15 protein-coding genes are annotated in these 13,858 nt (G+C 67.5%); 4 read left to right on the forward strand and 11 right to left on the reverse strand.

The features are described 5' to 3' along the window. Nucleotides 1-143: 143 nt before the first annotated feature. Both WKF39_RS11715 and WKF39_RS11720 read right to left on the reverse strand, forming a co-directional pair. Nucleotides 144-1,004 carry a DNA-formamidopyrimidine glycosylase family protein gene (locus tag WKF39_RS11715; protein WP_340388573.1) on the reverse strand — a complete coding sequence of 287 codons (861 nt, stop codon included), beginning with the start codon at nucleotides 1,002-1,004 and terminating at the stop codon, nucleotides 144-146. A 3-nt stretch (nucleotides 1,005-1,007) separates the two neighbouring features. Continuing rightward, nucleotides 1,008-2,075, reverse strand: a complete 1,068-nt coding sequence (locus tag WKF39_RS11720) for an alpha/beta fold hydrolase (protein WP_340388575.1) — start codon at nucleotides 2,073-2,075, stop codon at nucleotides 1,008-1,010. A 164-nt stretch (nucleotides 2,076-2,239) separates the two neighbouring features. On the opposite strand from WKF39_RS11720, the gene WKF39_RS11725 reads away from it, so the two are divergent. From WKF39_RS11725 to WKF39_RS11735, 3 genes are read left to right on the forward strand one after another with little or no spacing between them, the layout of a single operon-like run. Then, entirely contained in the window at nucleotides 2,240-3,703 is a 1,464-nt protein-coding gene (locus tag WKF39_RS11725) for an APC family permease (RefSeq protein WP_340388577.1), read from the forward strand. Between the two features lie 4 nt (nucleotides 3,704-3,707). After that, nucleotides 3,708-4,133, forward strand: coding sequence for a heme-binding protein (locus WKF39_RS11730; RefSeq protein ID WP_340388579.1), 426 nt, complete (start codon nucleotides 3,708-3,710; stop codon nucleotides 4,131-4,133). Between the two features lie 49 nt (nucleotides 4,134-4,182). Next, the gene (locus WKF39_RS11735; RefSeq protein ID WP_340388581.1) at nucleotides 4,183-5,499 is read left to right on the forward strand and encodes an aminotransferase class I/II-fold pyridoxal phosphate-dependent enzyme; all 1,317 of its coding nucleotides are present in this window, start codon (nucleotides 4,183-4,185) and stop codon (nucleotides 5,497-5,499) included. A gap of 95 nt (nucleotides 5,500-5,594) precedes the next feature. On the opposite strand, the gene WKF39_RS11740 is transcribed toward WKF39_RS11735, so the two are convergent. The 8 genes from WKF39_RS11740 to WKF39_RS11775 form a co-directional block, all read right to left on the reverse strand. Then, nucleotides 5,595-6,827 carry an Nramp family divalent metal transporter gene (locus WKF39_RS11740; protein ID WP_340388583.1) on the reverse strand — a complete coding sequence of 411 codons (1,233 nt, stop codon included), beginning with the start codon at nucleotides 6,825-6,827 and terminating at the stop codon, nucleotides 5,595-5,597. 108 nt (nucleotides 6,828-6,935) lie between these two features. Beyond that, nucleotides 6,936-8,348: a DEAD/DEAH box helicase gene (locus WKF39_RS11745; RefSeq protein WP_340388585.1), complete on the reverse strand. Its 1,413-nt coding sequence runs from the start codon at nucleotides 8,346-8,348 to the stop codon at nucleotides 6,936-6,938. A 162-nt stretch (nucleotides 8,349-8,510) separates the two neighbouring features. After that, a complete protein-coding gene (locus WKF39_RS11750; RefSeq protein ID WP_340388587.1) occupies nucleotides 8,511-8,807 on the reverse strand; it encodes a GNAT family N-acetyltransferase in 297 nt (98 codons plus the stop codon). Further along, nucleotides 8,804-9,022, reverse strand: a complete 219-nt coding sequence (locus WKF39_RS11755; RefSeq protein ID WP_340388589.1) for a hypothetical protein — start codon at nucleotides 9,020-9,022, stop codon at nucleotides 8,804-8,806. The genes WKF39_RS11750 and WKF39_RS11755 overlap by 4 nt, the downstream gene beginning before the upstream one ends. A gap of 48 nt (nucleotides 9,023-9,070) precedes the next feature. Further along, entirely contained in the window at nucleotides 9,071-9,694 is a 624-nt protein-coding gene (locus tag WKF39_RS11760; RefSeq protein WP_340388731.1) for a TOPRIM nucleotidyl transferase/hydrolase domain-containing protein, read from the reverse strand. Nucleotides 9,695-9,803: 109 nt separating this feature from the next. Further along, complete coding sequence (purQ, locus tag WKF39_RS11765) at nucleotides 9,804-10,475, reverse strand: phosphoribosylformylglycinamidine synthase subunit PurQ (protein ID WP_340388591.1); 672 nt, start codon at nucleotides 10,473-10,475, stop codon at nucleotides 9,804-9,806. A gap of 28 nt (nucleotides 10,476-10,503) precedes the next feature. Then, nucleotides 10,504-10,746, reverse strand: coding sequence for a phosphoribosylformylglycinamidine synthase subunit PurS (gene purS, locus WKF39_RS11770; RefSeq protein ID WP_340388593.1), 243 nt, complete (start codon nucleotides 10,744-10,746; stop codon nucleotides 10,504-10,506). 64 nt (nucleotides 10,747-10,810) lie between these two features. Next, complete coding sequence (locus tag WKF39_RS11775; RefSeq protein WP_340388595.1) at nucleotides 10,811-12,367, reverse strand: long-chain fatty acid--CoA ligase; 1,557 nt, start codon at nucleotides 12,365-12,367, stop codon at nucleotides 10,811-10,813. 124 nt (nucleotides 12,368-12,491) lie between these two features. Here WKF39_RS11775 and WKF39_RS11780 point away from each other — a divergent pair, with 124 nt between their 5' ends. Next, nucleotides 12,492-13,136: a carboxypeptidase-like regulatory domain-containing protein gene (locus tag WKF39_RS11780; protein ID WP_340388597.1), complete on the forward strand. Its 645-nt coding sequence runs from the start codon at nucleotides 12,492-12,494 to the stop codon at nucleotides 13,134-13,136. 16 nt (nucleotides 13,137-13,152) lie between these two features. Here WKF39_RS11780 and WKF39_RS11785 read toward each other — a convergent pair whose 3' ends face one another. Continuing rightward, nucleotides 13,153-13,857 (reverse strand): hypothetical protein, encoded by a 705-nt coding sequence (locus tag WKF39_RS11785; protein ID WP_340388599.1) that lies wholly within the window; start codon nucleotides 13,855-13,857, stop codon nucleotides 13,153-13,155. Between the last annotated feature and the right edge of the window lies 1 nt (nucleotide 13,858).

Consider the following 13,858-nt stretch of genomic DNA (forward strand, 5'->3'; position numbering starts at 1 on the left):
GGCGCCCGGGCGAAGCCCGGCAGCGGCGACAGAGGAGCCGTTGGAGCGGCGAGGGCCGAGCGCAGCGAGGCAGGCGCCCGGGCGAAGCCCGGCAGCGGCGACAGAGGAGCCGTTGGAGCGGCGAGGGACGAGCCGCGCGCGCCCTACTTGAGGAACTTGCTGGTGGTGCGGTCCTTGAGCGGTTTGCCGCCGGTCTGGCACGTCGGGCAGTACTGCAGGGCGGACTGGGCGTAGGTCACCTCGAGCACGACGTCGCCACAGACCGGACACGTCTCGCCGGCCCGACCGTGCACCCGCATCCGCGTACGTTTGTCGTCCTTCAGCTCCTCTGCCGGCTTCCCCCGAGCCTCCTCGACCGCTTCACGAAGGATCTCCTGCAGCGCGGCCTCGAGGCGCATGATCTCGTCGTCCTTGAGACTCTCGGCGATCGCGAACGGCGAGAGCTTGGCGGCATGCAGGATCTCATCGCTGTAGGCATTGCCGACCCCGGCGATGATCTTCTGGTCGCGCAGCAGCCGCTTGACCTGCATCCGGCGCCCTAGCAGCGGGCGCAGCTCGAATCCAGGTACGAGTGGATCGGGGCCGAGTGCCGCGATGCCCGGCACCTCGGCAGGATCCCGAACGACATACATCGCAAGGCCCTTGCGGGTGCCGGCCTCGGTGACGTCGAAGCCGATCGTCGGCCCGTCGCCCCGGTCCAGCCGTACGCGGGCAGCGATGTTGCTGGCACCGAGCTTGAGCTTGGTGTCGGGGAGCTTGTCGGACCAGCGCAGCCAGCCGGCCTTGGCCAGGTGGATGATGATGTGGATCCCGTCGACATCGAGATCGATGAACTTGCCGTGCCGGCTGACTCCCGTGACCGCCAGTCCGGGCAGTGCCGAGACCGGTGGGTCGAACGTCTTCAGGACCGCGAACGACGCGAGCTCGACGCCCGCCACTACGGCGTCGGTCGTCTCCCGGTCGAGGAACTCGACGAGCGCGTTGACCTCAGGCAGCTCTGGCATGACTCAATGATCGTGCTTGGTGAAGAACTTCTCCATAGCCGGCCACGTGGATCTGCGTGCGGCGCGCCCGGTCAGGACGCCGAGATGACCACCCGGAGCCTGGACGAGCTGCGCGTCGGGTGACGCGGTCACCAGGTCCAGCAGGTGCTCGACCGCCGCATGCGGCGCCAGGGTGTCGTTCATGCCGGCGACCACGAGCACCGGGACATCGACCTTCGCGAGTCTGACGTCGCGTCCGGCGAGCTCCATCGTGCCGGTGGCGAACTCGTTGGTCCGCATCACGACGTGGTAGAGCTGCCCGAACGTCCGGCCGGGATAGGCATACATGTTGGACATGAAGCGATCGACGGCCTCGAGCTGGGCGAGGAAGTCGCGGTCGTCGGCGTGCGTCAACATCGCGATCGGTTTGGTGAGGTATTTGTCGATGCTCGAGAGCTGGAAGCCGATCCGGGTCAGCGGCGCGGGGATGCCGCCCATCGACCGGTAGAGCGGGGAGACCAGCGGGCCCGCGATGCGATCGATCGGTCGCGCCAGCGCAAGCAGCGGCACCTCGCGCAGGTCGAACGGGCTCGCGACCGCGGTCGCCGAGGCAATCGGAAGCTCCGGGTGGGCGGCGGCCGCGAACATCGTGAAGATGCCACCGAGGCTCCAGCCGGCGGTGTGCACAGAGTCGGCGCCGGAGTGCTCCGCCGCGATCTCGATCGCCGCAGGCAGGACCGAGTCGACCCAGTGCTCGATGCCGAGTCCGCGGTGCTTGAAGTTGACCGGGCCGTAGTCGACGAGATAGACCGGGCGGCCCTTGCCGACGAAGTACTCGATCAGGCTGCAGCCTCGACGCAGGTCGAAGGCCATCGCCGGCGCGGCCAGGGGCGGGATCAGGAGCAAAGGCTTGCCGCGGGACTTGATGCCCTTGATGGCGGAATAGCGATAGAGCGTGAACGACGAGCGCCGCTCCACGATGTCGCGAGACATGAACCGCAGGTCGGCGATCGGCGTGCGGTGGAGCTTGTCGTTGAGGTTCGTGCGCACGGAGCCGAGGTCGCGCGGAATCCTGATGGTTGGGAGTGCCACGCCCCGAGTGTGGCAGACGGCGCGAGCCCAGCACCGCTCTCGTCCCAGATCACCTCGGACGGAAACGACCCTCGCGGGTGCCTCTTGTACCGACACAATGACCCTATTGTCTTCTCCCAGCGTGGGGCATAGCGTCCCGACGACGGTTACTCGAAGGAGCAGAGATGGACAACTCTCACACCCAGGCGCCTGCGGCTGCGTCGCTGCGCCCCAACGCGATAGGCCTCGGCGGGGCGGTCATCATGTCCGCGGCGCTGATGGGTCCCGCGGTGTCGGTCTACTTCAATCCGCAGGTCTCTGCCTCACACGCGGGCGTTGCCACACCCTTCGTGTTCGTGGCGGCGCTGGCGGTCATGCTCATCGTCGGCAGCAGCATCATGGAGATGGCGCGGGTGTTCCCGAGTGCGGGCGCTTTCTACACGTTCGTCTCACGCGGCATCGGACCACGCGCAGGTTTCGTCACCGGCGGACTGATGTTCCTGGCGTACGCGTTGCTCGTGCCGGCCGAGCTGGCCCTCATCGGGGTCTACACCCACGACGTCTTGGCGCAGCACGGCATCCAGCTCCACTGGACGATCATCTCGGCGATCTTCATCGTCCTCATGCTGGTCTTGTCGCTGCGGGGGATCACCGGCTCGTTGCGGACCGCCCTGATCCTGTTCACCGCCGAGGTCCTGGTGATCGTCCTCCTGAGCGCGATCGTGCTCATCAAGGGCGGTGCGGACGGACTGAGCCTCGCACCGTTCAACCCGGGTGAATCCAGCGGCGGACTCTCCGGCATAGCCCTCGGCATGGTGTTCGGCATCTTGTCGTTCGTCGGATTCGAGGCCGCCACGACGCTGGGCGAAGAGGTACGCGATCCGCGACGCAACATCCCGCTAGGCATGTTCTTGTCCCTGTTGTTCGTCGGTGCGATCTACCTGTTCTGCACATACAGCGAGATGATCGGATTCGGCACCGACAATGTCGATCGACTGGTCGGCGACACGGCCCCGTTCACCACATTGGCGACGATGTACGCGCCCTGGCTCAAGCTGCTTGTCGGCCTCGCCGGCATCTCGAGCATCTTTGCGGTGATCATGAACTCCAACAACGGCATCGTGCGCATCGTGTTCGCGATGGGTCGCGAGGGCATGCTGCCGGCCGCGCTCGGACGGGTCAGCACCACGCACCAGACGCCATCGACGGCGATCTGGCTCCAGGGCGCCGTCGCGGTCGTCTTCACCTTCGGTGTCGGACTCCTGTCTGGCCCGTTCAACGCGTACGTATATCTCGGCTCGATCCTCACCCTTGCGATCATCCCCGTCTACATCCTCACGAACATCGCCTGCATGCGGCACTTCGGCGACCTGGGGCGCTCCGAGAGGTCACTGCTTCGCCATGCGGTGCTCCCCGTGCTAGGCATCGCGCTGCTCGCGATCCCGATCTACGGCCAGGTCTATCCGGTCCCCGACGCGCCAGTGCGCTACTTCCCCTATCTGGTCCTGTTGTTCATCGTCGTGATGTCGATGATCGCGATCCAGATCGGACGGGTACGGCCAGAGGTGCTGCTGCGTGCAGGCGGTGTGCTGGCAACTGGTGAGGCCGAGGCCCTGCCCGCCGGCGAGGCCGAGTCGGCGGGTCGATGACACCGTGAACGATCTGACTCTTGAGCTGGCCCAGGAGCTGATCACCTCGGCGCTCGCCGAGGCAACCCACCGCGAGGTACTGGTGTCCGCCGCTGTCGTCGACGGCGGCGGACACCTGGTCGCCTTCGGTCGCATGGACGACGCCGAGATCGCCGGTCCCACGCTCGCGGTCGACAAGGCGTACACCTCCGTTGCCAACCACATCTCGACAGCGGAGCTGGCGATGCTTGCGGCGCCCGGCGGCGAGCTGTTCGGACTGCAAGCCAACGGTGGTGGGCGCTTCGTGATCTTCGGAGGCGGCGTTCCGCTGCACGCTCACGGAGTCGTGATCGGCGCGGTGGGGGTCAGTGGCGCAAGCGCCGACGACGATGCCCGATGCGCAGAGGCTGCAGCCGCCGTGTTCCATGAGGCGGTGGGGGTTCGGATCTGACCGGAGATTGCCCGAAGGACACGTGGTTGCCATGTACCGTCACACATCCATGATCCAGACCATCGCCGACTACACGTCTGACTACTCTGCCCGCGGCATCGCCGAGGGCATCAGCCGCGCGATCCGTGACGGGGCCCTGCCGGCGGGATCCCAGCTCCCACCCATCCGCCGGCTCGCCACCGAGTTCCACTGCTCCCCCACGACGGTCAGTGCTGCCTGGACGATCCTGACCCGTGCCGGACTGATCCACAGCAACCGCCGGCTTGGGACGACCGTCATCCCGCAGTCACCGTCAGGCCGGGGACGCTACCGTCGTGCGCTCGAGCGCACGACGACTCTTTCGATCGACCTGTCCACCGGCGTCCCCGATCCCGCGCTGCTGCCAGACCTCGCAGCATCACTGTCGCGCGTGGGCGTGTGCCAGGCCGCGGCGACCTACGTGACCGAGCCCGTCCTGCCCGAGCTCGGCGAGCACCTGCGATCGACCTGGGCATTCCCGGCCGACACGATCACCGTGGTCGACGGCGCCATGGATGCACTCGACCTCATCGTCACGACGCATCTGCAGTTCGGCGATCGTGTCGTCGTGGAGAACCCGAGCTTCCCGCCGCTCCTGGACCTGCTGGATGCGGCCGGGGTCCGGATCGTTCCGGTGGATCTGGACGACGAGGGCATCCGGCCTGAGGCCCTGTCCGCGGCACTTCGGTCCGAGCCCCGCGCAGTCTTCCTGCAACCGTGTGCCCAAAATCCCACCGGCGCATCGTTCACCAAGCGCCGCGCCGATGAGCTGGCCGGTGTCATGGAGGGCCATGACGCCTTCGTGGTCGAGAACGACTCGACCGGCATGATCGCCGCGTCGTCGCTGCACAGCATCGGCGCTCGACTGCCTGGCCGCTGCCTGCACGTACGGAGCTTTTCCAAGTCGCACGGGCCTGATCTGCGTCTGGCAGCGGTCGGAGGGGCGGCGGCACTGGTCGAGCCGATCGTCAATCGACGGTTTCTCGGTCAGAGCTGGACGAGCCACCTGCTCCAACGGGTCCTCCTGGACCTGCTCACGCACGACGAGTCGGTCGCCCAGATTGATCGGGCCGCCCGGGAGTACGCCCGCCGGCGAGTCGCTCTCATCCGCGCCCTGGCCCACCATGATGTCGTCGTGCGGGGGGGCGATGGACTGAACATCTGGCTGCCGGTGGTCGACGAGGCCGCCGCTTTGATCGCCCTGAGCGGACGTGGCATCGGAGTCGCGCCGGGGCGCCCCTTCTGGGTCGGCGCCGACCCAGCCCACCACGTGCGGGTCACCTCGGGCTTGATTGCCGAGGACACCGCAATGATCGGCGCGGCTCTCGCGGCGGCCGCATCGTCCTGATCGCGACTACGTCATGAAGACGCAGAACGGTGACCGATGGTCAATGGGCCGGGAGTCATGCGGACAGCGTGGCGCCGTCAGGCGACTGTCGCACCTCAGCCGGTGAACGTCAGCCAGATCAGCGAGACGTTGAGTGCGATGACGATCGTCGCCACCAGGCAGGCCGCACCGGTCGTGGCGCGCCGATTGACATACTCCCCCATCACATCGCGGCGGGCCGTGAGCACGACGAGCGGGATCAGGGCGAACGGGATGCCGATCGACAGGACGACCTGGGAGATGACGAGTGCTCGACTCGGCTCGAAGCCCAAGGCCAGGACGACCAGGGCGGGGATGAGGGTCACCACCCGGCGGACCAGCAGCGGCAGGCGTATACCGAGCAGCCCGTTCATGACTTCTGCGCCGGCAGCACTGCCCACCGACGTCGACGCGAGTCCGGAGCCCAGCAGGGCCACCGCAAACAACAGCGCGACTCCTGCGCCGAGCTCTGTCGTCACGACGGCGTGCACGCCCTGCAGGGTGTCGGTGCCGGGGAGTCCGTCGAGGCTCGCTGCCGCGACGACGAGCAGTGACAGGTTGAGGACCCCCGCGAGGATCAGGGCGAGCACCACGTCGGTTCGGGTGGCAGACAGCAGCTGCCGCACCGTGAGGCCTTCGCCGCGGTGTCCCAGGCGGGTGATGGTCAGGCTCGAGTGGAGATAGATCACGTGCGGCATGACGGTCGCGCCGATGATGCCCGAGGCCAGCAGGACGCTGTCGGCGCCCTCGAACGTCGGCACCAGGCCGCCGGCCAACGCATCGGCCTCCGGGGGGTTGACGAAGAGCCCGGCCATGAAGCCGACGGCGATCAGCGCGAGGAAGCCGACGATGACCCGCTCGAGGGTGTGCTGCCCGCGCAGGTCGCCGATCCTCAGCACGACAATCGCCACAGTCGCGGTGATGATCGCGCCGAGCACGAGCGGCAGGTCGAACAGCAGATAGAGGGCTATCGCACCACCGACGACCTCCGCGAGGTCGGTCGCGATCGCAATCGACTCCGCCTGCAGCCAATAGGCGATGCGCGGCGCCGTGGGCAACCGCTGTCCCATGTGCCCGGCGAGCGACTGGCCCGTGACCATGCCGAGCTTGGCCGAGAGATATTGGACCAGCACCGCCATGATGTTCGCCATCACGACGACCCACACCAAGGTGTAGCCGAAGCGGGAGCCGGCGGTGACATTCGTCGCGACGTTGCCCGGATCGACGTAGGCGACTGCGGCGATGAAGGCGGGACCCAGCAGCCCGATGCGTGGCAGCTTCGCTGCCTTCAACCCACTGCGTACCGACATGGTGCCCAGCATCTCGCATCGATCACGGCGAGGTCGCAACGGGCCGGGGCGGCCTCACGTTATCCCGCCCGTGGCGTGTCTGGCACAGGCGGGATGACGTTCCGGCTGTTATGAGGAGGAGTAGACGCGGGTCGATCCACCCGAGCCGCCGCCACTGCGGCGACGTCCGCCGCCACCGCCACGGTTGCCTCCGCCATTGCCCTGCGGACGTCCGCCACCGTTGCCGCGGAACCCGCCCTGCGAGCGACCTCCGCCGCGGTTCTGGCCGCCGCCATTGCCCGAGCCCGTGCTGCGAGCACCCTGGCGGACCGACGATGCGTGCGGAGCCGCGGTTCCGGCGCCGGAGAGCGCCTCGGCCGTCATGGGTGACGGAGCGGTGCGAGCGTCGTGGTGACGTGCGGTGACGCCGGCCTTGTTCTGGAGCTGCATGACGTCGCGCAGGGCCTCCGGAGTCGTCATCGTGACGACGGACCCGGACTCGCCGGCGCGAGCCGTACGGCCCGAGCGGTGCTGGTAGGCCTTGTGCTCGGCCGGCGCGTCGTAGTGCACGACCAGGCCGATCCGGTCGACGTGGATGCCGCGCGCGGCGACGTCGGTGGCGACGATGACGCTGGCACGACCGCTGCTGAAGGCCTCGAGGTTGCGCTCGCGGTGACGCTGCGAGAGGTCACCGTGCATGTCGACGGCTTCGATCCCGTTCTGTGTCAGCTGGCGCGCGAGACGCATGGCGCCGCGACGCGTACGGGTGAAGACGATGCTGCGCGGGTTGGCGCGAAGCAGGTCGAATGCGGTCCGGGACTTCTCGGTCGCGGCGCTGACGAGCACGTGGTGCTCCATCGTGTCGACGTGGCTGTCTGCCGAGTCGACCTCGTGGAGGGAGTGCTGGGGCAGGTGCCGCTTGACGAGCCGGTTGACGTCACCGTCCAGCGTCGCCGACAACAGCATCCGCTGGCTCGACTCGGGAGTCTTGGTCAGCAGCGCGTCGATCGGCTTGTAGAAGCCGAGGTCGCACAGGTGGTCGGCCTCGTCGAGGACCGTGATCTCGATGTCGTCGAGCGTCATGCAGCGACGGTCGAGCAGGTCGGTCAGTCGGCCGGGGGTCGCGATGACGATGTCCACGCCGTTGCGCAGGGTGCTGATCTGCTTGTTGATCGGCACACCTCCGTAGACCGTGGTGAGGCGCAAGCCCATCTTCTGTGCGAGCGGCTCCATGGCCGTACGCACCTGGGTCGCGAGCTCACGGGTCGGGAGCAGGATCAGCCCGCGGGGTGCCTTGGGGCGGCTCGTGCGGCCGGCGAGCCGGACGAGGACCGGAAGGCCGAAGGCCAGGGTCTTGCCGGAGCCGGTCCGGGCGCGGCCCAGGACGTGGCGTCCCGCGAGCGCATCGGGGATCACCGCGAGCTGGACGGGACTGGGGTTGACGATCTCCTGGCGCGCCAACGCGGATACCAACGCGGCGGGGAGGTCGAGGGTGGAAAAGGTGGGCAGCACAGTGCTGCCGTCAGGCTTGGTGTTGCTCACAGAGCAGTACTCACAGACGATTCGGGAACGAATGCCCGATATCCATTTCACGCGGATTCGCGCTACTTCGTCGGGCCGGAACAGCACCGGACTGGTGCGTTCGCGTTGTCACAGGATATCAGTTGGTTGTCTCAGCCAACGAATCGCTGCGTGTGCCTGTCGTCACGCCAACAGGTCGGCGTAGCCAGGGTGCTTGGAGATGAAGCGGGCCACATAGGAGCAGGTCGCGACGACTTTCTTGCCTCGGCGGCGTACGTCGTCCAGTGCGCCGGTGACCAGCTCGGAGGCGAGTCCTTGGCCCTCGAACCGCTCGTAGACGACGGTGTGAGGGAACGTCACGACATCGCCCTCCTCGATCGCCTCGGTGAAGCCGGCGAGGACTCCGTCGACCTTGATCTCGAAGCGACGCTCGTCGAGGTTGATCGTGACCTGATTGCCCATGTCGGCGTCAACGCTCATGCCAGCGTGAGGATTCCGAGGATGCCCACCGCGGCGGCGAGGGTCAGCGAGATCCCGATCAGGATCGTGTGCACGCGCAGGAACGGTGTGGCCTTGCCGGCACCATCGCGCGAGCGGTCGTCGTTGCGTACGCGCTTCAGGAACGGCGGCCAGATCACGACATTCCAGACCGCAGTGGCGAGCAGAAGCAGCGACCAGGCGACGGGGAGATCCATGCGCCCATTGTCCCCCACCCCGGCCGCCCCCGCCCGACCCCGCTGGGGTCAGACATGGGCGAGCAGATCGTCGAGTGGCTGCGGCACCCTGTCGAGCTCGAGGGCGTCGACGAGCGCGCCGGCATATCGCGCCTTCCGACCGCCGATCGAGCCCATGAAACGGTGGAGCTGATCCTCGCTGCTGCGGGAGCGCTGGGCGGGCTGGCGCTGGAACGTACGTAGCGCACGCAGATCGCCCTGAGCCTCGATGACGGTCTCGACACCGGCCAGCCCGACCGCCCGTATGAGCTCGTGCTCCAGATCGGCGTCGCACACAAAGAACCCTTCCGAGGCGAGTCCCGCCCTCTCCAGCGCACGATCGAAGAACGCCTGCTCGGCGAGATCGCACAGACCTGCGACGGCGACGTCAAGCGCTCTTGGGCCTAGCAGGGTGAGGAATCGGCCGATGCTGGTCGCGCCCCCGAGTGGCACGACACAGACACCTTCGGCAGCGAGGTCCCGCCCGCGACGGATGGCCAACCGCTCCACCGCGACCTGGTCACTGACACCTTCGACCAGGACGACCGTGCGTAGCGTGACCGCAACGGCCAGCTCCCGCGCATACACGCCGGCCGTCGAGGCATCCGTGCCAGCGGCTGCCCACGTGACGACGGCCTCACGCAGCCGCGTCATGTCCTCCACGACCCCAGTCTGGCCAACACCCGGCGCTGGGAGTGACGCAATTGCGGCGACACGCCGCCGGCCCCCCCAAACCCGCCACTCCCAGCGGGGGCGGGAGGGGCTAGGCAGAGGTGAGGGTGGCCAGCGCTGAGGTGAAGAGGGCCAACCCGTCGGTACCGGGACCGGTGAGGTCCTCCACGGCGTGCTCGGGGTGGGGCATGAGCCCGACGACATTTCCCCGCTCATTGGTGATGCCGGCGATGTCGCGCAACGAGCCGTTGGGGTTGACGTCGACATAGCGGAAGACGACCTGCCCCTCACCCTCGAGTCGGTCGAGCGTGTCCTGGTCTGCGACGAAGCCGCCCTCGCCGTTCTTGAGGGGCACCACGATCTCCTGACCGACCGTCAGCTCGGACGTCCATGCCGTCGACGCATTCTCGATCTTGAGGGTCTGGTCCCGGCAGATGAACGTGCGGTGATCGTTGCGGATCAAGGCTCCCGGCAGGAGGTGAGACTCGCACAGGATCTGGAACCCGTTGCAGATGCCGAGCACCGGCATCCCGCCATGTGCGGCCGCGACGACCTCGGTCATGACCGGGGCGAAGCGGGCGATCGCACCGCAGCGAAGGTAGTCACCGTAGGAGAAGCCCCCCGGCAGGATGACAGCGTCGACCCCACGGAGGTCGTGGTCGCCGTGCCAGAGCGCGACCGGATCGCCGCCGGCAAGGCGGACGGCGCGCTGGGCATCGACATCGTCGAGCGACCCCGGGAACGTGACGACGCCGACCTTCATGCGCTGCTCCCTGCTCGCCGGAGCTCGCTCATGCCTCGACCCGGACCGAATAGTCCTCGATCACCGGGTTGGAGAGCAGCGAGCCGGCCAGCTCGTGCACCTCAGCGAGGGTTGCGTCGTCGGCCGTGTCGACCTCGAGCTCGAACCGCTTGCCCTGGCGTACGTCGGTCACGGCGTTGAAGCCGAGGCGAGGCAAGGCGCCATGGACGGCCTTGCCCTGCGGGTCGAGGATCTCGGACTTGGGCATGACATCGACGATGACGCGGGCCACGGACGCTCCTTGAGTGGTCGGTGCACCCAGTCTATCGGTGCGTCGCAGCCCGCCGTCGCCGCCGCTAAGACAGCTCGCGCTTGAGGATCTTGCCGGTCGAGGTCATCGGCAGCTCGTCGATGAACTCCACGATCCGTGGGTACTTGTAGGACGCGAACTGCTCCTTGCCCCACGCGACGAGATCGGCCTCGGAGACGTCGTCATGGTCCTTGTTCTTGACCACGACTGCCTTGATCTCCTCGCCGTGCGACTCGTGCGGTACGCCGATGACTGCGACCAGCGAGACTGCCGGGTGCTCCATCAGGACCTCCTCGAGCTCACGCGGATAGACGTTGTAGCCGCCGCGGATGATCATGTCCTTGGACCGGTCGACGATGTAGTAGAAGCCGTCGTCATCCTTCTTGGCCAGGTCACCGGAGCGGAACCAGTCGTCGCGGATCGCCTCGGCCGTTGCCTCAGGTCGGTTGTAATAGCCCTTCATGATGTTGTGGCCCTTGATCGCGATCTCGCCGACTGAGTCGGGACCGGGCTCGACGTCGGACCAGTCATCGTTGATGAGCTTCATCTCGACACCCGGGATCGGCACGCCGATCGAGCCGACCCGTGGGTCCTCTCCGAAGCGGGAGAAGCTCGCCACCGGCGAGGTCTCGGAGAGACCGTATCCCTCGAGGATCGTCACGCCGAAGCGCTCTTTGAACTGCTTGTGGATGTCGACTGGCAGCGCCGATCCGCCGGCGGCCGCGACGCGCAGGTTCTTGGCCAGCGTGGCCACGTCGACGGTGTCGTCCAGGGCACCGAGCAGGCCCCAGTACATCGTCGGCACGCCGGCGAAGAACGTCACGTTGTTGCTCGCCATCAGTCCGAGGGCAGCCGCCGCCTCGAAGCGCGGCAGCATCACGACGGTGCCGCCGAAGGCGAAACCACCGTTCTGGATCACGGTCTGCCCGAACGAGTGGAACAGCGGGAGCACACAGAGATAGGTGTCGGGGTTCTCGGCATCAGCGCCGAACAGCTCGGTGCCGGCCAAGGCGTTGTCCCGCATGTTGCGATGCCGCAGCTCGGCGCCCTTGGGCTGGCCGGTCGTCCCGGAGGTGTAGAGAATCACCGCGGTGTCGTCGTCATCGCGCTCGACGGTCTCGAAGGTCGGCGGCTGCTGCGCGACCAGCGGTCCATAGAACTCGGGCGGGTCGATGGGCTCGGGCTGGGCCGAGTCGAGCTTGATCAAGAAGAACTCGGTGCACGACTCGGTCGCCCCGAAGCCCTCCCAAGCGGCCTCGCCGATCGGCAGCTCGGGTGTGCCCTCGAACGCGAAGAAGGCCTTCGCGTCGGAGTCAGCCAGGTGATAGGCGACCTCTCGGCCCTTGAGCAGCACGTTGAGGGGGACGACCGTCGCACCGGCCTTGAGGATCCCGAAGTAGATGATCGAGAAGTAGGGCAGGTTCGGGCACGACAGCGCCACCTTGTCGCCGGGCTGGATCCCGCGCGAGACCAGCAGATTGGCCACCTGGTTGGCCGCGCCATTGACCTGCGCATAGCTCAGACGGGTGTCACCGAACACGATCGCGGTGCGGTCGGCGTACTTCTCGGTGGACTGCTCCAGCAGGGCGGCGAGATTGCTCACGGACGTCTCCTCGGGGTGTGTGTGACGGGCCTCTCACCATACCCGCAGTATCCGGCGACCGAGGCAACCTTTTCGGCCCGCGCCGCATCTCCCCTAGGACACAACTTCGACTTCAGGGGGAAGAATGACCTCACAGACGACAAGCGAGGCCGCCGCCAGGGCGACCGCGATGGCCACGACGCCGGCTGCACTGACCGCCGTCACCATCACGGGAACGATCTCGGACCCGGAGGGGTTCCCGCTTCCCGGCATCACAGTCGCACTGGCGGAGCAAGGACCCGACGAGAGCCCGTATGTCGGCAGCACGACCACGGACGACGCCGGCGCCTACCGGTTCACCCGGCTCCGCGCCGCGGTGGGCGACTCCTACCGGGTGGAGGCCACGGACGACTCCGGCTCGCACGTGTCGACGTGCTCGACCGTCGAGGTCAAGTCGGGCGCCATGACGAAGCATCACGCGACCATGTCGATCGCCGGCCACATCCAGGGCAGGGTCACCTCACACGAGGGCGGCGCCCCCGACCAGCCGGCGACGCACGTGTGCGTGACGGCTGAGAGTGAGAGCGCCGTCCATGCCGTCCACGTCTCTGCCATGGGCACATTCCGGATCGGCGGACTGTCCGCCGGGGACTACCTGCTGGCATTCCACGACACGGACATCACGGGAGACGAGGCCCGGCCCCGCTCGATGTGGGTCACCGTCACCCCGGGCCGGGCGACGACGATCGACGATCAGGTCCTCACCCACCCGACCGGCACCACACCCTGAGTCAGCCTGGCCGACGTCAGCAGCCGTCTCGCATCAGGCCGGGCTTGGCACCGCGGGTGACCTCGATGAAGGTGACCGGGTCGGTGGGCTGCACGGCCTCCGGTGTGGCATTGAACAAGAATCCGATCCACCCGTTGCCCTCGCTGACGAACAGCCCCGTCTGACCGTAGCCCGCCACCTCAGGCGGCACATCACCGAGAACCCCCTGGACGCTCTCGTATGTGCTGCCGACACCCAAGCCCGAGCGTGTACGCGGGCCGGCCTGGCGAATGCCGATCGAGCGGATCGAGCCGTCATCGTTCGTGAACACGTCGAGCGTGTCCCGATAGGCCGGCCTCCAGACCAGGTCGACGACCGGTTCACACCCGGGCGCCGCCACGTCAGTGTCGAAGTAGCCGGTGCCGAAGGCCGCCTGCTTGCCCAGCCCCACCTGCACCGGGCCGACTGCTCCAGCGGTGATCTGCAACGAACCCACCGGCACTGCCGGCAGGCTCGGCTCGGCGGTCTTGGTCCCACCGCCTTTCGACGTCCCGGATCCTGCAGTGGCGGGCGCCTTCGGGGCCACCGAGGGCTTCTTCGTCGCAGTCGCTGTCGCGGTCGCGGTCGGTTTCGAACTCGGCTCCTGGTCGTCTCCCGAGCGCCACTGATGGACCGCCGCGCTGGCGCCCACGCCGCCCGCCATGCTCACTGCCAGGATGCCTGCGGCTATCTGTTGCTTCATG

The organism is Aeromicrobium sp. (assembly GCF_037719875.1).
In the GTDB taxonomy this organism is placed as follows: domain Bacteria; phylum Actinomycetota; class Actinomycetes; order Propionibacteriales; family Nocardioidaceae; genus Aeromicrobium.

Coding starts and splice junctions, on each gene's coding strand:
- WKF39_RS11755 (WP_340388589.1), bottom strand. CDS start 9,022: ATGGATCTCCCCGTCGCCTGGTCGCTGCTTCTGCTCGCCACTGCGGTC.
- WKF39_RS11740 (WP_340388583.1), bottom strand. CDS start 6,827: ATGTCGGTACGCAGTGGGTTGAAGGCAGCGAAGCTGCCACGCATCGGG.
- purQ (WP_340388591.1), bottom strand. CDS start 10,475: ATGAAGGTCGGCGTCGTCACGTTCCCGGGGTCGCTCGACGATGTCGAT.
- WKF39_RS11715 (WP_340388573.1), bottom strand. CDS start 1,004: ATGCCAGAGCTGCCTGAGGTCAACGCGCTCGTCGAGTTCCTCGACCGG.
- WKF39_RS11760 (WP_340388731.1), bottom strand. CDS start 9,694: ATGACGCGGCTGCGTGAGGCCGTCGTCACGTGGGCAGCCGCTGGCACG.
- WKF39_RS11780 (WP_340388597.1), top strand. CDS start 12,492: ATGACCTCACAGACGACAAGCGAGGCCGCCGCCAGGGCGACCGCGATG.
- WKF39_RS11735 (WP_340388581.1), top strand. CDS start 4,183: ATGATCCAGACCATCGCCGACTACACGTCTGACTACTCTGCCCGCGGC.
- WKF39_RS11785 (WP_340388599.1), bottom strand. CDS start 13,857: ATGAAGCAACAGATAGCCGCAGGCATCCTGGCAGTGAGCATGGCGGGC.
- WKF39_RS11725 (WP_340388577.1), top strand. CDS start 2,240: ATGGACAACTCTCACACCCAGGCGCCTGCGGCTGCGTCGCTGCGCCCC.
- WKF39_RS11750 (WP_340388587.1), bottom strand. CDS start 8,807: ATGAGCGTTGACGCCGACATGGGCAATCAGGTCACGATCAACCTCGAC.